Here is an 18,865-nt window from a genome sequence, read left to right as displayed (position 1 = left end):
ATACCCGGCAAAAAGCGGCCCTTTTGCGGCGATTCTGCCCCACACGCTGGAGCAGTCCGCGAGGGGCCGTTTATTTTAAAAGCGCTATAGCAGTTGCTTTCTCTCATTGAAGAAGGTCCGGTAAGAGAGAAAGCAGGCCATAAATGAGGAAATCGCCGTCGTAGACAGCAGCATGAATGTCACCATGATCTGGTACCGGATTGCCATGAGCGGGGATGTGCCGGCAAGGATCAGCCCCGTCATCATGCCGGGAAGGGAGACGATTCCCAGCGTCTTCGTGGAGTCGATGGTGGGAACCATCCCCGTGCGGATCGAGTCCCGGAGAATATCCATCGAAGCCGGAAGAAGGTCCGCGCCCAGCGAAAGCTTGATTTCCACTTCGTTCCTCCGGCTTTTGAAATCGCCGGTGAGCTGCCGGTAGCACAGGCCGATGGCGACCATGGCGTTGCTGATGATCATGCCGCTGATCGGAATGATCTGATTCGCCTCGTACCGCACCGCGCCGGAGAGGACCAGGACGGAAAGCGTGGCGCCTGCGCCGACTAAAATGGAAAGGAAAGAAATCAGAATTCCGTTTTTGATCCCTTTTCCCCGCTTGGCCGCGTTAAAGGCCGCGTTAAAGATCATGAAGAGCACAATCAGCGTCGTGACGGCCGGGTTGCGGAGTCTGAAGATAAATTGAAGGACATATCCCACCGCAAAGAGCTGGATGACCGCCCGTATGACGCTGATGAGGGTCTCTTTTTCCAGCCTAAGTTTCTGAAAATAGGAAAACAGCAGAGAGACGAGAACTAACGAAGACGCCATCAGAAGAGAGGCGTCGCTGATATTCGCACCGTTCATTTGATTTCCTCCGATGATTGGATTCGGCCGTTTTCCAGAGGCAGCAGCCGGCTGGCGTATTTCCGGCTCTGGGCGGTGTTGTGGGTGACCCACAGGACCGTGACGCCCTTCCGGTTCAGCCGGAGGATTTCTTTTTCAATCAGTTCCGTGTTCTCGGCGTCGAGTGCGGAAGTCACTTCGTCCAGCAGCAGAATTTCCGGTTCGAAAAGCAGCGTGCGGATCAGGGAGATCCGCTGTTTTTCCCCTCCCGACAGCCCTTTGACCTCATGCGAGAGGTAGCTTTCGTCCAGATTGAAGCGGGCGAGCAGCGAAACGATTTTTTCCCGGTCGATCTTCCGGTCCCTGACGCGGTAGGGAAACGCGACGTTGTCTTCCACCGTATTCCCCCAGAGGACCGGCTCCTGAAAGCAGTAGCTGATTTTTTTCCGCAGCCCGATCGGATCTTCCTGAAGCATATCCTTCCCATGGAAGAAGATTTTTCCTTCCGTCGGGCTGATCAGATGGCAGCACAGCCGTAAAAAGGTACTCTTCCCGCTTCCGGAGGGGCCGACGATGGAGACAAAGTCGCCGGCTGAAAACTGTGCCGAAACGTCTTTGAGAATCTCTTTTCCGCCCTGCCGGTAGGAAACATCCCGGAATGTGAGCTGTTCCAATGCTTTCACCTCAAGATCAAGACTTTCCGCGGCGGCAGCGGCCGCTTTTTCTGAAAATTTCCTCCTGTTCCGGCTTCAATCCGAACGGTCCGCCGCTTTCCGCCCTTTCCCGGAGCGGAGGATGACAGCGATCAGCAGGGCGGAGACGATGCCCAGAACGCCGCCGAACCAGAACGGCGCGTCGGAGCCCCAGACATTCCACATCCCGCCGGCGATTATGGAGGAAAACAGGAGGCCGAAGCCCTGCAGCATGCCGTAGACGCCGAGCACGGTCCCCTTATATTCCGCCGGCGACGCCTCCGCGATCAACGCCCGTTCCGCCCCGCTGATAAAGGCGGTATAAGCGCCGTAGGCGACGAACAGGATCAGCAGGGAGACTTTCGACGTCAGCAGGGCAAACCCCAGATAGACCAGGCCGTAGATCAGATAGCCGGGGATCAGGACCCTGCTTCTGCCGAACCGGTCCGACAGCCGGCCGGCCGGGATCGCCAGAATGGACGCGGAAACGTTGAAAATCAGATAGAGCAGCATCACCTCGGAGGTGGAAAACCCGCGCGACTGCGCCTTGAGCAGCAAGAAGGCGTTGGAAGAGTTGCCGAGGCAGAAAAGGAAGAGAACGGCGAAATACCATTTCAGTCTTGCGTCCAGTTTCAGGCCCCGAAAGGCCAGCCTCCGCTGTTTTGGGGCGGCTCCCTTTTCCTCCCGGATCAGCGGGATGATCGTCACGGCGACGACGCCCGGAATGACGGACCAGAGGAACGCCGAGCGATATTTCATTCCGATGGCGATAAACAGGAAAGCAAAAAGGGCCCCGAGCGAAGACCCCGCCATATCGAGCATCTTATGTAAACCGTAGGAACCGCCCAGTTTCCCTTTTTCGCTCGACTGCGCCACCAAAGCGTCGCGCGGGGCGGTCCGGATCCCCTTGCCGGTGCGGTCGATCACCCGCGCCGCCAGCACGCCGCCCCACGAGCCGGCTATCAGAAGGACGAACTTATAGAGCACGGAGGCGGAATATCCGAGGAAAGCCAACCGTTTTTTATTTTGATATCGATCCCCGATGTAGCCGCTCGCCACTTTCAGAAGGGAAGCGACGCTTTCCGCAACGCCTTCGATCACGCCGACGATGGCCGGCGTCGCCCCGAGAACCGCCGTCAGGTACAGAGGAATGATCGGGTAGATCATTTCCGTACTCATATCCATAAAAAAGCTGACCAGCCCGATCAGAAAAATATTGGAAACGATTATCATCTTTTTTTTCGACAAAACAAACGCCCCCGTATTCGTGCCGCATACTCCCGTACTTTCCTTCAAAACAAAAGCCGACCGCGCCGGCACAAATCCGCCGTCATGCCGCCGTGAAAACAGAGAATTACAAATTTATCTTATGATAGCGCAAATACTGAATAAAGTCAATGTATAACGGAATATAATCATATGATAAGCGTACTTAGTGCCAACATCAATTACAATAGTGGAAAATTGAAAGAGCAAAGCCGGTTTGCCCGCCGAAGATGCCGGAAAGGCGTTGGAAAAGATTAAAAATACCGCCAGATTACCGTTAAGTTCTTTCATAGTGAATTTAATTTCCATTCGGCTTGCCATTTTAGGTTGGAAGTATTATACTATATTCCGCAGACGGTTCGGGAGGAGGAACAACATGGACAACGACATCTTAAATCTGAGTCAGGCATCGGAATTTTTGGGAATCAGCGAAAAGACGCTGATTAAACTGCTCCGGGAGGAGCATATCCCCGCCCGGAAAATCGGCCGCGAATGGCGCTTCAGCCGGGAAGCGCTGGTCCGCTGGCTCGCCGCCGGGGATTCGACGAACTATATCAACCAAAACGAGCGGTACATGGTTTCCGAGGACACGCCCGGCAAATCCCTCGACCTGCTCGACGGCATCGGAAGCAGACTGGACTCTCTGCGAAAAAACGGAAACCGCATCCAGGCGCTGCTGCCGGAGCTCGGCAGGGACGTCACGATCCCGCGGGAAGCCACTCTGCGCGTCAGCTATAAGCAGCAGCGGGAAGTCGAAAAGCTGGAGTTCAAAATTTTCTGGAGCCTGCGCGAAGAATGCAAACTGGAAGCAAATCAGAAATTCAAAGCGATTCCTCAAAAGAAAGATCGATAATACGCCCGCTCGGGCCGTGCGGATATCCGCCCCGGCTCAGGCCCAATGCAGCGATCTGCCGGCTTGTCCGACGGGTTCGCTGCTTTTTCCATGCCTTCACCCGGGAATCCGCACATGCCGGAAAACGGGCATTCTGTTTTTTGCGATTCCCTGCAACTTTTTTCCGTCCGCTGCGTGTAATAAGCAGAGTCAAAAGGCGGTGAGGGTTTGAATGAGCGTTCTTTGATTTTGAAGGCTCAAAAAGGGGAAAAGGAAGCGTTTCAGGACCTGATCGTCTTTTATTATCCCTACGTCTCAAAATTCCTTTTCAAGCTGACGAACGATTCTTCCCTCAGCGAAGACCTGACGCAGGACACATTCGTGAAGCTGATTCGGGGCATCGACCGATTCGACGTCCGCAAAAAAACTGCTTTTTCCACTTGGGTAATGACAATCGCCAAAAACTGCTATCTTGATTTTCTAAGGCGGAGCAAGCCGGAAACACTGAGCTTTGAGGAGCAGGACTTGCCGTCTTCCTTCGATGTGCAGGACAGGGTGCTGAACCGTATGCAGGCGGAAAAACTAAAAAAGGCGCTGGAAAGTCTGCCGCCCGAGCAGGCCGCCGCCATCCGGTTGAAATACTGCGAACAGCAAACGCTTCGGGAAATAGCCGATCGGTTCTCCTGCGACCCAAAAACAGTGAAAAGCCGCATCCACAACGGCATGACCAAATTGAGGAAAAAGCTGAAAAGGGGGCTTTTGTTATAAAACAGGATAAAAATGTGATTCTGTCCAGGCTGGATAGCGAGATCGATAGAAAATGTCTTGAAATCTGCCGGCGGCGCAGGGATCGTGCTCTGCGCGCCGCCTTCGTCGTCGCCTGTTGCCTGTTTCTTCTGCTCCCTGGATTGCTCGTCTTTCTCGGAGTCAGTCTCTGGAGTTTCTGCATTCCGTCCGTCCTGTTCCTTTCCGTCGGCTTTTGCCTACTGTCCCCGCTGATTTTCAGCAGGAAATCGGGAGGTTCCGAAAATGAATCACTTTGACGCTGCCATCAAAAAATTCAATTTCAAGAAAGCGGTGACCGTTTACCTGGTCCTTGCGGTCCTGGCCGGAATCCTGTCGGCCGGCTTTCTGGTCCATACTTTCCGGGACAGGATCGTCCTTGCCCAAGGGTACCGCAGAGTGAGCGAACAGGCAATCGGCATGAAGAGCGGATACGAGGGATTAAAGCCCGAGCTGAATCAATTGGCGGCTTCCTCGCCGGATCTGGTGGACATTTTGATTTTGGACGGACAAAACCGGATTTTGTTCGCCGCAAAGCATTCGGATTTGTCAAAGGAAGGTTCTCTGAACCTTGTGGAGAAACCGGATGGCCAAAATCGTTATTTCACGGATGCGACGAATCCGAACCTGCATTTCCGCTTGCTGGACGGCGGTAGGCTGAAAGCCTCGAAAGAACTGCTCGGAATCGACGAAGAGGCGGAGCAGGAGATGCAGGATCGCTCCTTTTATAAAAAGCAAGACCGGCAGCAGAAAAACTATCTGCTCTCTTACCTGGCGGACGAGCCGGGCGGCGGAAAAATTTATTTTATCAGCAGCGCTCAGCCGGTCCCGCGCGGCGAATTCTATCTGAAGGCCGCAGCCGCCCTCGCCGTCCTTTCCTTCATGGTTTACTGGGTCCTTCTGGCCCTCTGGGTTTACGCGCAGGCCCTCAAGGCCCGGATGGACGCGGCGGTATGGGGGATCGCCACGCTTTTTACCAATCTGGCCGGATGGCTCGTTTTTCTTTTGTACCGGCAAAGCCGCCAGACCTGTTACCGGTGCGGAGCCGTGCAAAACAAAGACAACGCCTACTGTACCTGCTGCGGGGCGAAACTCGGAAAAATATGTCCTCGGTGCCATATGCCGGGGAGCGAAGACGACCGGTACTGCAAACACTGCGGCAGCGCACTGGATGGAGGAGAGTAGGGACGGGATGAATAAACGCATCATATGGCTTGTGGTGATGCCGGTCATTTTATTTGCGATGCTCGCTGTATGTATCTATGCCGGAATCACTATTCGCTTTGAAGGATGGTTTTATGGGGAAGCAGTGGAAAATATGTCACCCGTTTTGACTGCAATGATGAAGGTGATCACCCATCTCGGCGATCCAATTACTGTAATTGTGTTCTGCCTGTCACTGTTTCTCGCACCAAAAACGAGGAGAACCATCGCACTGCCTACTTCGGCGGTAGTGATAATGTCCGGTGTGTTCAACGTCCTCCTGAAGCAGATTTTCGCGAGGGGACGCCCGAATGTCCTCCGGCTGATCAGCGAAACGGGCTACAGCTTTCCCAGCGGCCATGCGATGATCAACGCGTCGCTCTATGTCATGCTGATCTTGATGATCATCCGGTATCTTGGAAGTTTTTCCCGAAAACTATTTCTTTCTTCCCTGTGCATCGCCTTGGCGGGCCTGATCGGATTCAGCCGAGTCTATCTGGGCGTCCACTATGCGAGCGATGTTCTGGGCGGCTGGCTGTTCGGGGCCGCCATATCCCTGCTGGTTTACTCGCTTTGGAACGGCAGACAAGCAAAGATTAAAAACTCGGATTTTTGAAAGGAAGTTCAAAATGCAGGAATGGGTCATCCATATTATGAACCAGTACGGATACGTGGGGATAGCACTGCTGATCGCAATCGAGAACCTGTTTCCTCCCATTCCGTCCGAGCTGATCCTGACTTTCGGCGGCTTCATGACCACTTACACCAGCATGAACATCTGGATCGTCACCTTGTCCGCCACCATCGGGTCGGTGGCCGGGGCAATCGTCCTTTACGGCGTCGGACGGCTGCTTCCGGCCGAGAAAATGGACAGGTTCATCGGGAAATGGGGACATGTCCTCGGGCTGAAAAAAGGGGATGTGGAACGGGCGGATAACTGGTTTAATCGGCGCGGTGCCTCCACCGTCTTTTTTTGCCGGTTTATTCCATTAGTCCGAAGCCTCATCTCCATCCCTGCGGGGATGGCGCGGATGCGCAGAGGCAGGTTCCTTTTGTACACTATCCTCGGCTCCGCAATTTGGAATGTGGTTCTGGTGCTGCTGGGCGCTTTTGCCGGAGCCGGCTGGGAACGCGTCAGCCAATCCATGAATCTCTATACCTACATTGCTCTCGCCGTGATGGCGGTCGGAGGGGTCGGTTTTGTTGTTTGGATTTCTAAAAAAAGGAAAAATCAAAAATAGGTTTTCTCTCAGGATCCGCCATAAAATTCATGATAGGAATCTTATATTTTTGTTTTTAATCACTTGACGTGAGTAAATGAATATGATAAAATATCTTTCATCTCTCTGCGCTGCATTTAATCTACAGTACAAACTGAGCAGGCGATAAACCCGATATTGGGTTTATGGGGCTGGGCCTCGCGGCAACAGGTTGATCAGAACCTGTGGGACAGTATGTTGTCTCACAGGTATTTTTGTACCCTTTTGAGGCTGCAGCTGTATCTTTGCAATGCCATAGAGCTGTCGCATAAATGCTGAGAAGCATGATGGAGGTAACTTTTATGACAGAACGAAAGAAAACCATAAATCCAACCGGCCTGACAACGGCGGAAGCCGTGCAACGTCAAAAGCGATTCGGCAGGAACGAATTGATTCCGAAAAAGAAAAAGAATGTTCTTCAAGAGATTTTGAAAGCCTTGTCGGAACCTATGTTTTTGCTGCTCATCGTGACGGCGGTCATCTATTTTTTGCTGGGTGAGCCGCGCGACGGAGTTGTTATGCTGATCTTTGTATCGGGTATGATCAGTATCGATGTGATTCAGGGCTGGAAAACCGACAAGACTCTGAACGCCTTAAAGGATCTCGCGGCGCCGCGCATTACGGTGCTGCGGGACGGAGCGGAGCGGCGGATCGACAGCGCCGATCTTGTCCCGGAGGATATCATGCTGATTGCCGAAGGCGACAAGATCCCGGCGGACGGGGAGATCCTTCAGGCGAACGATTTGTGCGTCGACGAGTCGTCCATGACGGGCGAAGCGGAAGGCGTTTGGAAGGTCGCGCTCGGGACCGCCGATGCAGACGGCGGGCACTGGCGGCGCGACCACTGCTACGCGGGGACTCTTGTGACGCAGGGAAGCGCGCTGGTCCGCGTGGATCAAATCGGCAAAGCCACCGAGTTCGGGAAAATCGGTACAAATGTCGTCGGCGCACCGGAAGCCCCGTCGCCGCTTCAGAGGCAGACCCGCGGGCTCGTGAAGCTTTGCGCGGTTATTGCGGCGGTCCTGTTTGTATTGGTAGGCTGCTTCACCTGGCTGAATATCCCGGACCACCAATTTACCGACAGGCTGATCGAAAGCATCCTTTCCGGCGTCACGCTCGCCATGGCCATGATCCCGGAAGAGTTCCCGGTTATTTTGACAGTCTTCCTTTCCATGGGCGCATGGCGGCTTGCAAAAAAGCATTCGCTGATGCGCAGGCTGGCTTCCGTGGAAACGCTCGGCGCCGTGTCGGTTCTTTGCGTTGATAAGACCGGCACCATTACGATGAATCAGATGACCGTATGCGATACGTGGACAGAGGAAAACAAAGAGCGGGACCTCTGCGCGGTCATGGGGATGGCCTGCGAACCGGACGCATATGACCCTATGGAAAAGGCCATGATTTCGTATTGTGAAGGCAGGGGCCTGTCCAGGGATTTCCTGTTCGGCGGCAAGCTGATTCGGGAATATTCCTTCACTCATGAGGCAAAAATGATGGGCCATGTCTGGAGACGCGGCAATGAAATCCTGATCGCCGCGAAAGGCTCGCCGGAAAAGGTCCTCGCTTTATGTAATCTCAATTCGGACGAACGGGACAAAGCGCAGGAAAAAGCCGCCGATATGGCGGCACGCGGGCTCCGCGTGATCGCGGTTGGCAGAATGGACGTTGGAACGGCGGGCGAAGTTCCCGCTTCTTTGGCCCAATGCCGCCTTCAGTTCTGCGGATTGGTTGGCCTTGCGGATCCTCCGAGGGAATCCGTAAAAGCGGATATCCTCCGCTGCAGGAAGGCAGGCGTCCGCGTTGTGATGATTACGGGCGACAACGGCATCACGGCAGGCGCGATCGCGAAGCAGATCGGCATGCCATGCGGGAAATCCGTCACTGGCGACGAGATCGACCGGATGACGGATGAGGAACTTCAGAGACGTGTCCGTTCCGTCAGCATTTTTTCCCGCGTCGTCCCGGAGCATAAGATGCGCATCGTGAAGGCTTTCAAGGCAAACGGCGAGATCGTGGCAATGACGGGCGACGGGGTCAACGACGCCCCCGCGCTCAAATATGCCGATATCGGCATCGCGATGGGAAAGCGCGGTTCGGAGGTGTCCCGCGAAGCCGCCGATCTCATCCTGCTTGACGATAATTTTTCGACGATTGTGGATACCATCAGGGACGGCAGGCGGATTTACGACAACATCAAAAAAGCGGTCGGATATGTGTTCACGATTCACATTCCAATCGCGTTTTCCTGTCTGTTGGCCCCTCTTCTGAAAGTAAATCCGGCGAACCTTATGTTACTGCCCATCCATGTCGTCCTTTTGGAACTGATTATCGACCCGACCTGCTCCATCATTTTTGAACGGCAGCCCGCGGAACAGAATGTGATGGAACGCGATCCCCGTGATCCGAAAGAAAAACTGATGAGAGCGAAAGGTCTCTTCAGAAGCATTCTGCAGGGGCTGACGGTTTTTGCCTCTTCTTTTGGAACCTATTATACGGTTCTTATGGCAGATCCAGCCGTAAACGCTCCGGTTGCCCGTGCAATGGGCCTTTCCATTATTTTTCTAAGCAATCTGCTTTTGGTTCTGGTCAACAGTTCCCAAACGGATTTTGCATTCCAGTCATTCCACCGTCTGATCAAAGACAAGGTGATGTGGGCGGCCTTTGCGGGAACCATTTCCATGCTTGTCCTGCTCTTATACACTCCGCTTTCAGCCTTTGTGAAGCTGGCTCCGCTGACCGGACCGGAAGCGATCGCCGTAATCGTGATGTCGGCGGCGTCGGTACTTTGGGTCGAAATCGTAAAACTTGTAAAACATCTGAGAAAGAATTAACAGTAAAATCAGAACGGCCGTGACATCCCCAATGGATTTCATGGCCGTTCAAGTTTGTCGGTTCCCTGAAATGCCCGGAATCAAACCAGTTCATCATACGGATCGACGTCATATTTTAGCAATAGCCTGGTAAGATGCTCCGCGTGCCCTTTTTCGTCGTCAATCACGGCCTGCAAGGTGGTGCGGATATCCCGATATGGATATTTTGGCAGCTGCGCTTCATACAGAATCACGGCCTCGAGTTCTCCCTTGATATCGTCCCGGATATCGTTCAGAATGGCCGCACCGCCGGACTGGGAATGGGAGAGCGACACCGGTGTCTGGGGCCCGGGGTTGTCGTCCTTATGAGCTAAAAACTGTTTATACTGCTCCGGATCATATTTGCGGAGCAGCTTCAGCACCCAGCCGTAATGCTGCTTTTCGTCGAGCATAATACTGTGCCAGGCATCGTTTATTTCAGAAATGTCCGAGTTGGCGATGTGGGTTTGGTAACCGTTAATCGCGATGATTTCACTGATCAGGATTTCCCTGAGTTTATCCGTAAACTTCTGTGCCGTGCCCTGCGGCTGTCCGTTCGGATGCGTATAGCTCATGATAATCCTCCGCCTTTCATATAAATCTGCCTTCAGCCGCTGAGAGCCTCTCCCTTTTAGCCTCAAAATTGGACAGGCAGGAATAGCGTACAGTAGGCTGATCCTGCCTTAGTCATCTGTTCAAATCTTTTTCTGCATCATTATTCCAATGGGACTTGGGCCCGAATTCAAATACTCCAAAGCGCTTGATGATACCGTTATTTTATGTCCCTGTTGCTATTGCGTCGTCTTTCGTTTTGTGAACGGTTCCCCAAGGATGTTGGGGAGGTGCATAAATCGAATATACTTTTAAGGGTACGGTGCCTACATTGACGACGTTATGCCATGTCCCGGCTGGTATGACAATGGCATCGCTTGGCCCGACTCGCTTTTGAAAATTCATATTGTCTCTCCGGTTTCCGAACTTCGCAAGCCCTTCGCCCTGCTCGATGCGGATAAACTGGTCAACATCAGGGTGCATTTCCAAGCCGATATCATCGTTCACACGAATGCTCATCAGCGTAAGCTGCAGATGATTCCCTGTCCAGAAAGCGGTACGGAAGGTATTGTTTTGCTCCGTAACCGCTTCAATATTCACTACTATTGGTATGGGGCCATAGTCTCTTAATTCTTCATCAGGCATATCTTCCGATCCTCTCCCGTTGATTTTAACCCATAATATGAATTATCTGCCGGAAAAGTGCTTTTCAAAACGATATGGGTTTCGAGCGTTGTTCCATGTTATTGCCGCGCGATTGGCTCAGTTCGTTTCAATCTGTTCCGCTGAGGGGAACGGAAACCTTGCTTAGACCCAATAAACCTGTAGACGGAAATTCATCCCCAATATTTGCATCTTTAAATGAATCATTATGCTTGAGCCAAGGCATTGGAAACTGCATCCATAATGCCCCTGCTGCTGTATGTCGCGCCGGATACAGCGTCCACTTCCGCTGTCTGGTTGCTGATGATTTCATTGGAAACCATTGTGTACGCAGCATTGAAAAAGCTCGGAGCATCCTCGCTGGAATCCACTTGGATTGCAGTAATTTTCCCGCCTGAAACTTCGACCGTCACCGTCGTTGTTCCTCCCCGAAATCCGGCGCCAAATCCATGATAAGTACCGTCCTTATACCGGCCCCGACGACTGAGCGGAAAGTGTATGGACATAGACATAAAAGAAAGCACAGCATCCGGCCGGCAAAATATACGGCCAGTTGGGCGTGGATCACGCTCCAGTCCTGCCGCCTGCCGGTCAATTTTTTCGTGATGTCCATCATGGCCAGATACAGCATCTTGAGCAGGCTGTCATCCGTCGGAAAGACCGATTTCGCCTTCGTCACCTTTCGGAGCTGCCGGTTGAAGCCTTCAATAACATTGGTGGTGTAGATCAGCCGGCGCACCCCCGCCTCATTTCAGCTAAACTAATACCTGTATCATTATTTTTTGATATGCGTTATACATAGATCAAACATCATTTTAATATGTGCATCATTCAGTGAATAATAAGCGATTTTCCCGTCACGCCTGTATTTAATTAAGTGGGTTTGCCGTAACGATTTTAGATGATGCGAAATAGCAGGCTTCGACATATTCAGCAAAGCTGCAATATCACACACGCACATTTCAGAAAGCATAAGCGCATTTATAATTTTTAGGCGTGTAGGATCGCTGAGTACTTTAAATATACCAGCCATATTATACAAAGTATCATCGTCAGTTATTTCTTTTTTCACTTTATCTAATATATCCTGATGAACAATAGTGATATCACACATTGCATTTTCTTGATCTGTCATGTTTTCGTGGTTTTCAGACATTATAGCCACCCTTTCATATAAACAATATAAGATATAATCATAAAAAGATTCATATTTTTTTCGTATTCAGAGCTCTCATTGCGTTAACAACTGCAATCAGAGCAACCCCCATATCTGCAAACACGGCCGCCCACATGGAAGCTAACCCCAATGCTCCTAATACGAGGAATATGGCTTTAACTCCTAATGCAAACACGATATTCTGAGATACAATGTTTCTCGTTCTTTTCGCAATTTTTATCGCTGATGCTACTTTATGAGGTTCATCAGTCATAATCACTACATCTGCGGCCTCAATCGCAGCGTCCGAGCCCAAGCCTCCCATAGCGATACCGATGTCGGCTCTTGCAAGTACCGGCGCATCGTTAATTCCATCACCAACAAATACAATCTTTCCCTTGTGAGATTTTTGGGCTTCCAGGGATTCAACTTTTTCAACTTTATCGGCGGGTAACAGTTCAGAATAAACCTTGTCTAAACCTAATTCCTTGCCGATATTGTCTGCCACCTTCTTCAAGTCGCCAGTAAGCATAACTGTTTTTCTAACGCCAAGCGCTTTCAACTCTTTAATTGTTTTTGCAGAGTCTTCTTTCACCTCATCTGAAATTATGATACTGCCCGCATACTTTTTGTCTATGGCCACATGTACTACTGTGCCTAACGTATCCACATCAGTGTATTGGATGTTTTCACTGATCATTAATTTAGTATTTCCAACGAGTACTTCCTTTCCATTGACATTGACCTTAATTCCATGTCCCGCTATTTCCTGATAATTTTCAATTTTATATTTATCAATTTCAGCATGATAAGCAGCTATAATTGAAAGTGCAATCGGATGATTTGAATAGCTTTCAGCATATGCCGCATATTTGATCAGTTCATCCTCTGTATAACCGTTTTCAGAAATCGCTTTTGTAACCTTGAATACACCTTTGGTTAAAGTCCCCGTCTTATCAAAAACAACTGCTTCAACATTGTTCAATGCTTCAAGGTAGTTGCCGCCTTTTACTAATATTCCCTTTTTTGAAGCTCCCCCAATTCCCCCAAGGAATCCCAATGGTATTGAAAGCACTAACGCGCAGGGGCAGGAAACCACCAAGAATACTAACCCTCGGTAAATCCAGTCAGAGAAGGATGCTCCTGGAATAACCAAAGGCGGAATAATTGCTAATGCCAATGCTCCAAATACAACAACCGGAGTATAGTAACGCGCAAATTTTGTTATAAATTTTTCAGTTGGCGCTTTTTTGTTGCTGGCATTCTGTACTAAATCCAAGATTTTTGAAACTGTAGATTCTCCGAATCCTTTTGTAACTTCAATAGTCAAAACGCCATTCTTATTTACAAACCCGCTCAAAGCATCACTTCCGGGTTTTAACTCACGTGGAACGGATTCTCCGGTCAATGCCGCTGTATCAACCATTGAAGTGCCTTCTATGACCTTGCCGTCAAGAGGAATTTTTTCTCCCGGTTTTACTACGATCTTATTACCGATATTTACTTCATCAGGAGATACTTTTTTGAGTTCTTCGCCAACCTGTAAATTTGCATAATCAGGTCTTATATCCATTAATTCACTGATTGACTTTCTGGAATTATCCACGGCCATATCCTCGAATAATTCCCCAACCAGATAGAACAACATAACGGCGACGCCTTCCGGATACTCTCCAACAAAGAAGGCACCGATTGTAGCAACACTCATCAGGAAGTGCTCACTGAATACCTGACCTCGTACGATCCCCTTTATTGCGCTTAAAACAACTTTTCTGCCAACAATGATATAGCTTATTAAAAATATGGTAAGTTCAAGCCAGTTTTGAAATTTAAAAATCAATCCAACAACAAATAAAGTTCCTCCAATCACCAGTTCGACTATCTCTTTTTTATGCCCTTCTTCATCGTCGTCATCTTTTTCTTCTATTTTAGATTTAGAAGGATTTTTCACTAAAGCAATTTTCACATCCGGTTCTATTTTTTTTACGATGCTTTCTATCTTCTCCACTAACATAGGAACATTGGTATTCGACTCAGCTTCCCAAGTAAGTCTCTTAGAAACATAATCTACTGAAGCGAACTTAATCCCTTCAATGTTTTTAATTTCTGTTTCTATTTTTGCGGCACAGTTGGCGCAGTCCAACCCATTAAGCATAAATACCTTCGTCGACATGGATAAGCCCCCCTAATATAACGATTAAACGATTGCTTAATCGTTATATTATCATTATCATAAATTATTGTCAATAGAAAAAAAAATATTCCGGATCTGTTGGATGCCGTGTTTGTGGTTGAAAATCCTGGCCCACCGTTCGTAGCCGATGCCTTTTCCGGCGCGGAGTTTGGCCCGAATGTACACCAGCAGATTGACTCGTTTTCCCGGCGCGGATCTGATGACTTTATTGCGCGGCTTGTGTACCTTTTCCCGGAGAGTACGGCTCGAAGCACTGCTGGCCTGCAGCCAGCCGGATGGAGAAATCATCGCCGACCCGCGAACGGTATTTGCTGAACTGGATCCCCCAAAAGAGGCACCAACTACGGGAGCCGTCGTAACAACCCGCTTCGGGAAGCGGGGGTGGAAATACAGAATGTGGCATCGGTTTCCACCATCAGCGATGTTCTGCGCGCGCTCAAAAGCAAATATCTGACACCGGATGTGCCGGACATTCAGGAGCAATGAAAAACTTAGCGCGACACCAATTGATTCTGTCAAGGTGACGGCGTTTTTGACGCTTACTTAAAAACAGTTTTTATCCCCGCTGCAATGAATACTGGTGAACCGCTCCGGTTCCGTTCTGGCGGTTTACAAAGAACAGATGCTCGTTTTTGTGGAATCTGCCGCTCATCTCGTTACATACGCCAGAGAAAAGAACAAGGGAATTATTCTGATTGACCCGGATACAGCGGAGGTTACTCCCATACCGGTGAAAGAAAGGAAGAAAGAAAAATAAACCTTTCCGCTTGTCTTTTCTCTGATTTAGATCTGCTTAGAGTAGGAGGTTCGCTTTCATGGTTCACCATGAACCGTTCCACGGTTCACCTGTGGGCAGACTTTCTTCTTGGCAGAGCAGATACTTTTTCAGCGTTTACCTTATGTGATACAGATTGGAGGATTTTCCGCCGTTTTCGCGCCACCTCGGCTCTTTGCAGAGGTGGTCGCTTTTTTCAAGATCGGCGATAGCCCGTTTGACCGTGCTTTTGGACAGCTTCAGCTCCCGTGCGATGGTACCGATCGCCGGGTAGCATTTGCCGTCCTTATCGGCTCGGTCGCGCAGGTACATATACACGGCAACCGCGCGGTGAGGAAGCTCAGAAGCATACAAAGATGTAAAATACCCCACGACATATCACTCCTATTCGATGCGAACGGGATCTTTTCTTCGAGGAAAACCATTTATCTCCTGCGCAGGCGCATGCTCGATCCCACCGTGTGTACTGGGTTCACCTTCAGCTATGTCCGGGTCAACCGTATAAGCCGCATTCCTGCGGATGAGTTCTTCCTCCAGCTCGAACCGGTCGGCGTACTCCACCTTCCGGGCCGACTTTTCCTCAACCTCATAAGGCTTTCCGAAGGTGATACCCCAATCCTTAAACAGCTTGAGCCGGGTGCGCATTGGATAAGCGCCGGTTTTCGTCACAACGAATCTGCCCTTGGGCATGGATTTGAGTTCGTCCGGCGAAAGGAGCGGACGCTCGATCATTTCGAGGTTCTGCGAGCCGTCGCTTTTGCCTCGGTTAACGGTCCCGCTCATCACCGTTCGGGTTCCCAGCGATTTGGACAGGGTTTCCGCCGACTCGCTGTTGGGCGCGAAACCTCCGAAAATCGTGTCCTGGCAGTTATCCACGATGATGGCGGCGCCTTCTTTTCCGTAATTTTTCTCCAACTGAGCAAGGCTCTGGATGATGGCTGTTATAGACACCCGCCGTGAGCGACTGGATGAGAACATCATCTCGGCTGACTCTATTTTTGGAATGGTCCCTATCTCATCAAGGTACATCATGACACGGTTGGGCAGCTTCCCGCCGTGCTCGTCGGCCACCGAGAGGATTTCACGGTAAAGCTGTTGGACGATCAGCGAGATAATAAAATATTTCGTGTTATCTTCTTCCGGCATGACAAGAAAAACGGCGCTTTTCTCCGTGCAGAATTTTTCCGCGTCTATGGCGGTATCGAAGCACAGAACCTGCTCCAGTTCGGAATCCAGGAATGCGTTGAGCCTGGAAAGCGCCGTGGAAAGGACGCTCTGCATCGCCATATCCGCGCTGTTGAGCGCCGCGCCCGCGAACCATTTTGTCTTGTGGTCGTCCGGAAGATGCGCCATCAGCAACTGGAACAGAGTCCTGCCCTTCACGCCGCTCGGTGCGAGCAGGTCCTGAATCAGTTTGAAGACGGAGACGATGTGACGCTTCTTCGGAGGGCAGAATTCCGCGAGCAGAAGGATGACCGAGGTCAACAGACCTTCCGCCGCATCGTAAAAAAAGGCGTTCTGGCCTGCCGTGGCAATATCGAACCCGCCAGATCCGATGATGGTTTTCGCCGTAATCTTGGCATACTTCTCGGCTTTCGCCTTATACGCCAGGTTGGTATCGTCCCGTAGATAGGCGTCCATGTACCGGTTGACGAGATGATTCAGGTTAAATCCGTCGCTTTTGGTCGGATTGCGCAGATCAATCACGGCAACGTCGTAACCGTAACACTCTTTTGCGATCCCCCCATAATTGCGATACAGATCTCCCTTGGTGTCGGTCGTAAGAAAGCTCATGCCGGCCGCACAGGCGTATTCGAGGTTGGGATATAAAAAGTTTGCGGTTTTCCCTACGCCCGCAGCCCCGATCATGAGGCAGTGAATATCGTCGTCATCAACCAGCGCGTAGCCGTGTGGAGCGGTCCGGTCAAACAGCGGCGCTTTATGCCAGCCGATAATCAGGCCCTGTGCGGAAGGAAGGTTTTTGCCCTGCCGCCAGAGTTCCGGCTCAAAAGGGACTTCCGAATAGGTGTGCTTGATTTCGGATTTGGTCGCCCAACGGGCCGTACCGTGCTGGCCGTCGCCCACCGTCCGGGATTTGATGCCGTTGAGGGTATAGTAATGCGCCAGCAGGGACAGAAGCCCGATGACGGCGAACATCAGGAATCCGGCGATCAGCAGAGTGACAACCGGAGAAATAATCATAAATAGACCTCCTTCACAAGCTCATCTTAAAATTTAGCGCCGATTCCTTCGGCGCCTGGAGCGGCTGGGACAGTTCCAGCCGGACAAAAAGCTGCGCCTTTATGCAGTCAAGTGCGAGGCGCATATAATCTGAAACCAGCGTCTGCCGATCCTGCAGCGTGCGGATGCCGGGTGCGAGTGACTGCCGGTCGATATTCACCGCATCCTCGCGGATATCTGCCGCTTTAGTTCGCATCCAGCCCCGGTCCAGGTGGGGCCTATAGCTGTCGCGCAGGTTTCCAATCAGCTGCCCGACCGTTTCCGGCCGTTCCATTTGCCGAAGCTCCCGCTGCGCGGAAAGCAGCGCGCCCGCCGCCATTTTCTGCAGGCAAGCTCCCACGATCTCCGAATTGGCGGCAGCGAGCTTTTCGGAATCGACCAGCGGCGTCAGCCTCCGGTGATATTCCCGGATGACAGCGGCCGGGTCCGGAACGGCCGACAGGGTTTCGCATACGGAGGAAAGATTTTCGCAGATCTCCGGCAGCAGAACGAGCTTTGGATGCTCCCCGGCCGGGATGGGGGTAATGCCGTGCTTTGCTTTGATATCCTCGTTCCAGTCCTTGTACCGGGACTGGAGCACAGGGATATCCATATAGGCGGGGTCGTAGTAGTCATGTTCGGCAAGGATGTCCTTCAGTCTGCCGGTGGCCTCAATCCCGGCCTCGTCGTGATCAAGGCACAGCACTATATTTTTCAGGTTCGGATGGCTTTTGAGCTGCTGAAGCATCGCGTGCTCAGACACACCGTCCAGCGTGACATAGCTGTGTTTTTGCCAGTCTTTCAGGTGAAGAGAAATAAAAGAGAGCATATCGATCGGCGCCTCGAACACATAAAGGGTGTCGTCCTCGCCGATGTAGTGAAAGCTGTATTTCGGGTCGCTTCCCTCCACGTTGCCCTTGTAAGGCTCGCCTTTGGTGTAGGTGCCGCGTTTGTGCGCGTGACGGGGAATACTATTTTCATCCACACCGACAAACACAGCGTTGTGGTACTCTTTATCCTCATAGATCAGGTGTTCGCGTGCGAAATACGACAGCACGCTCGGATCGATGAACCGCTGTTTGAGCAGATAGGCGAACACCCGGCGCATGTCCGGATTGGCTTCCGGGAGTGCAAAGTCTTTCTTGGGCGGCGGCGCGCTTTTCTCGGTCTGGTTCCATTCCAGGCCGCCCTCGCCGCCGAGCAGAAAGGTGACCGCTTCGGGGAAATCCATGTCATAGAACCGCTGGACGAAGTCAATCGCGTGGCCTCCCTCCTTGCGGGAATGCCGAAACCACTCGCTGCCGCGGATAGTCACGCTGTCATGCCGTTTCCAGCGCCACTCATGCCCGGAGCGGATGAGCTGCTCGCCCTGCCTCTGTAAAAAGTCCACGAGGTCAACCGAGTTGGCCCTTTGTTTTTCTTCCTCTGTGAACGGGATATAGGACATGAAGGATCCTTCCTTTCAGCGTTTGCGTTTCCCGCACCGGCGAAAAAAGGCCGTCCGCTGATGTACGGACGGCTTATCCAGCACCATATTGATTTTGGCGGGCGGGATCTCTTTTGTCTGTGGATACTGTTTTCGCATCAAATGTGCGCCTC

General features: G+C 51.3%; 20 protein-coding genes, 2 pseudogenes and 1 riboswitch. Of the genes and pseudogenes, 8 read left to right on the top strand and 14 right to left on the bottom strand.

The genetic code is table 11. The annotated features are described in order from the left end of the window. Positions 1-84 precede the first annotated feature (84 nt). From VA597_RS15805 to VA597_RS15795, 3 genes are all read right to left on the bottom strand, one after another. Positions 85-843, bottom strand: a complete 759-nt coding sequence (locus VA597_RS15805; protein ID WP_066648709.1) for an ABC transporter permease — start codon at positions 841-843, stop codon at positions 85-87. Further along, positions 840-1,505 carry an ABC transporter ATP-binding protein gene (locus tag VA597_RS15800; RefSeq protein WP_326974861.1) on the bottom strand — a complete coding sequence of 222 codons (666 nt, stop codon included), beginning with the start codon at positions 1,503-1,505 and terminating at the stop codon, positions 840-842. Before VA597_RS15800 ends, VA597_RS15805 begins: the two co-directional genes overlap by 4 nt. A gap of 66 nt (positions 1,506-1,571) precedes the next feature. Next, the gene (locus VA597_RS15795; RefSeq protein WP_246419221.1) at positions 1,572-2,762 is read right to left on the bottom strand and encodes an MFS transporter; all 1,191 of its coding nucleotides are present in this window, start codon (positions 2,760-2,762) and stop codon (positions 1,572-1,574) included. Positions 2,763-3,156: 394 nt separating this feature from the next. On the opposite strand from VA597_RS15795, the gene VA597_RS15790 reads away from it, so the two are divergent. The 7 genes from VA597_RS15790 to VA597_RS15760 all read left to right on the top strand — a co-directional run bounded on the left by VA597_RS15790 (position 3,157) and on the right by VA597_RS15760 (position 9,688). Next, on the top strand, positions 3,157-3,633 hold the full coding sequence (locus tag VA597_RS15790; RefSeq protein ID WP_212506669.1) for a helix-turn-helix domain-containing protein: 477 nt from the start codon (positions 3,157-3,159) through the stop codon (positions 3,631-3,633). Positions 3,634-3,861: 228 nt separating this feature from the next. Continuing rightward, entirely contained in the window at positions 3,862-4,380 is a 519-nt protein-coding gene (locus VA597_RS15785) for an RNA polymerase sigma factor (RefSeq protein ID WP_326974860.1), read from the top strand. A 14-nt stretch (positions 4,381-4,394) separates the two neighbouring features. Further along, positions 4,395-4,655, top strand: coding sequence for a hypothetical protein (locus VA597_RS15780; protein WP_066648697.1), 261 nt, complete (start codon positions 4,395-4,397; stop codon positions 4,653-4,655). Next, the gene (locus VA597_RS15775; protein WP_212506670.1) at positions 4,642-5,580 is read left to right on the top strand and encodes a zinc ribbon domain-containing protein; all 939 of its coding nucleotides are present in this window, start codon (positions 4,642-4,644) and stop codon (positions 5,578-5,580) included. The genes VA597_RS15780 and VA597_RS15775 overlap by 14 nt, the downstream gene beginning before the upstream one ends. A gap of 7 nt (positions 5,581-5,587) precedes the next feature. Next, positions 5,588-6,214: a phosphatase PAP2 family protein gene (locus VA597_RS15770; protein ID WP_212506671.1), complete on the top strand. Its 627-nt coding sequence runs from the start codon at positions 5,588-5,590 to the stop codon at positions 6,212-6,214. Between the two features lie 13 nt (positions 6,215-6,227). Beyond that, positions 6,228-6,839, top strand: coding sequence for a DedA family protein (locus VA597_RS15765; RefSeq protein WP_212506672.1), 612 nt, complete (start codon positions 6,228-6,230; stop codon positions 6,837-6,839). 123 nt (positions 6,840-6,962) lie between these two features. Continuing rightward, positions 6,963-7,053: riboswitch (NiCo riboswitch) on the top strand. 106 nt (positions 7,054-7,159) lie between these two features. Beyond that, the gene (locus tag VA597_RS15760; protein WP_212506673.1) at positions 7,160-9,688 is read left to right on the top strand and encodes a cation-translocating P-type ATPase; all 2,529 of its coding nucleotides are present in this window, start codon (positions 7,160-7,162) and stop codon (positions 9,686-9,688) included. 80 nt (positions 9,689-9,768) lie between these two features. Here the strand turns inward: VA597_RS15760 and VA597_RS15755 are convergent, their stop codons facing one another. The 7 genes and pseudogenes from VA597_RS15755 to VA597_RS17805 all read right to left on the bottom strand — a co-directional run bounded on the left by VA597_RS15755 (position 9,769) and on the right by VA597_RS17805 (position 14,790). Then, entirely contained in the window at positions 9,769-10,281 is a 513-nt protein-coding gene (locus tag VA597_RS15755; RefSeq protein ID WP_212506674.1) for a ferritin-like domain-containing protein, read from the bottom strand. 202 nt (positions 10,282-10,483) lie between these two features. Beyond that, a pseudogene (locus VA597_RS15750) lies at positions 10,484-10,891 on the bottom strand (cupin domain-containing protein); the annotation flags it as partial. 236 nt (positions 10,892-11,127) lie between these two features. Then, the gene (locus VA597_RS15745) at positions 11,128-11,334 is read right to left on the bottom strand and encodes an FMN-binding protein (RefSeq protein ID WP_066648666.1); all 207 of its coding nucleotides are present in this window, start codon (positions 11,332-11,334) and stop codon (positions 11,128-11,130) included. A gap of 199 nt (positions 11,335-11,533) precedes the next feature. Continuing rightward, positions 11,534-11,660 (bottom strand): annotated as a pseudogene (locus VA597_RS15740) (transposase); the annotation flags it as partial. Positions 11,661-11,696: 36 nt separating this feature from the next. Then, entirely contained in the window at positions 11,697-12,077 is a 381-nt protein-coding gene (locus VA597_RS15735) for an ArsR/SmtB family transcription factor (protein WP_212506675.1), read from the bottom strand. Positions 12,078-12,126: 49 nt separating this feature from the next. After that, a complete protein-coding gene (locus tag VA597_RS15730) occupies positions 12,127-14,250 on the bottom strand; it encodes a heavy metal translocating P-type ATPase (protein WP_212506676.1) in 2,124 nt (707 codons plus the stop codon). Positions 14,251-14,307: 57 nt separating this feature from the next. Continuing rightward, on the bottom strand, positions 14,308-14,790 hold the full coding sequence (locus tag VA597_RS17805) for a hypothetical protein (protein WP_442872782.1): 483 nt from the start codon (positions 14,788-14,790) through the stop codon (positions 14,308-14,310). 61 nt (positions 14,791-14,851) lie between these two features. Between VA597_RS17805 and VA597_RS15720 the strand changes: the two genes are divergently transcribed. After that, positions 14,852-15,028, top strand: coding sequence for a hypothetical protein (locus VA597_RS15720; protein ID WP_326974856.1), 177 nt, complete (start codon positions 14,852-14,854; stop codon positions 15,026-15,028). 135 nt (positions 15,029-15,163) lie between these two features. Here VA597_RS15720 and VA597_RS15715 read toward each other — a convergent pair whose 3' ends face one another. From VA597_RS15715 to VA597_RS15700, 4 genes are read right to left on the bottom strand one after another with little or no spacing between them, the layout of a single operon-like run. Next, complete coding sequence (locus VA597_RS15715; protein ID WP_212506677.1) at positions 15,164-15,418, bottom strand: helix-turn-helix domain-containing protein; 255 nt, start codon at positions 15,416-15,418, stop codon at positions 15,164-15,166. 12 nt (positions 15,419-15,430) lie between these two features. Then, the gene (locus VA597_RS15710) at positions 15,431-17,248 is read right to left on the bottom strand and encodes a VirD4-like conjugal transfer protein, CD1115 family (RefSeq protein WP_212506678.1); all 1,818 of its coding nucleotides are present in this window, start codon (positions 17,246-17,248) and stop codon (positions 15,431-15,433) included. A gap of 13 nt (positions 17,249-17,261) precedes the next feature. Next, complete coding sequence (locus tag VA597_RS15705; protein WP_212506679.1) at positions 17,262-18,713, bottom strand: DUF3991 and toprim domain-containing protein; 1,452 nt, start codon at positions 18,711-18,713, stop codon at positions 17,262-17,264. Positions 18,714-18,728: 15 nt separating this feature from the next. Further along, the gene (locus VA597_RS15700; RefSeq protein ID WP_326974854.1) at positions 18,729-18,854 is read right to left on the bottom strand and encodes a hypothetical protein; all 126 of its coding nucleotides are present in this window, start codon (positions 18,852-18,854) and stop codon (positions 18,729-18,731) included. Positions 18,855-18,865 lie beyond the last annotated feature (11 nt).

The organism is Caproicibacter sp. BJN0012 (assembly GCF_035986805.1).
Taxonomy (GTDB): domain Bacteria; phylum Bacillota; class Clostridia; order Oscillospirales; family Acutalibacteraceae; genus Caproicibacter.
The sequence above is the reverse complement of the archived record's forward strand: the minus strand, read 5'-3'. Positions and strand labels throughout refer to the sequence as shown.

What these genes read in the sequence shown, in the direction of transcription:
- VA597_RS15705 (WP_212506679.1), bottom strand. Translation starts at nt 18,713, where the DNA reads ATGTCCTATATCCCGTTCACAGAGGAAGAAAAACAAAGGGCCAACTCG.
- VA597_RS15735 (WP_212506675.1), bottom strand. Translation starts at nt 12,077, where the DNA reads ATGTCTGAAAACCACGAAAACATGACAGATCAAGAAAATGCAATGTGT.
- VA597_RS15775 (WP_212506670.1), top strand. Translation starts at nt 4,642, where the DNA reads ATGAATCACTTTGACGCTGCCATCAAAAAATTCAATTTCAAGAAAGCG.
- VA597_RS15755 (WP_212506674.1), bottom strand. Translation starts at nt 10,281, where the DNA reads ATGAGCTATACGCATCCGAACGGACAGCCGCAGGGCACGGCACAGAAG.
- VA597_RS15730 (WP_212506676.1), bottom strand. Translation starts at nt 14,250, where the DNA reads ATGTCGACGAAGGTATTTATGCTTAATGGGTTGGACTGCGCCAACTGT.
- VA597_RS15770 (WP_212506671.1), top strand. Translation starts at nt 5,588, where the DNA reads ATGAATAAACGCATCATATGGCTTGTGGTGATGCCGGTCATTTTATTT.
- VA597_RS15790 (WP_212506669.1), top strand. Translation starts at nt 3,157, where the DNA reads ATGGACAACGACATCTTAAATCTGAGTCAGGCATCGGAATTTTTGGGA.
- VA597_RS15710 (WP_212506678.1), bottom strand. Translation starts at nt 17,248, where the DNA reads ATGATTATTTCTCCGGTTGTCACTCTGCTGATCGCCGGATTCCTGATG.
- VA597_RS15805 (WP_066648709.1), bottom strand. Translation starts at nt 843, where the DNA reads ATGAACGGTGCGAATATCAGCGACGCCTCTCTTCTGATGGCGTCTTCG.
- VA597_RS15760 (WP_212506673.1), top strand. Translation starts at nt 7,160, where the DNA reads ATGACAGAACGAAAGAAAACCATAAATCCAACCGGCCTGACAACGGCG.
- VA597_RS15765 (WP_212506672.1), top strand. Translation starts at nt 6,228, where the DNA reads ATGCAGGAATGGGTCATCCATATTATGAACCAGTACGGATACGTGGGG.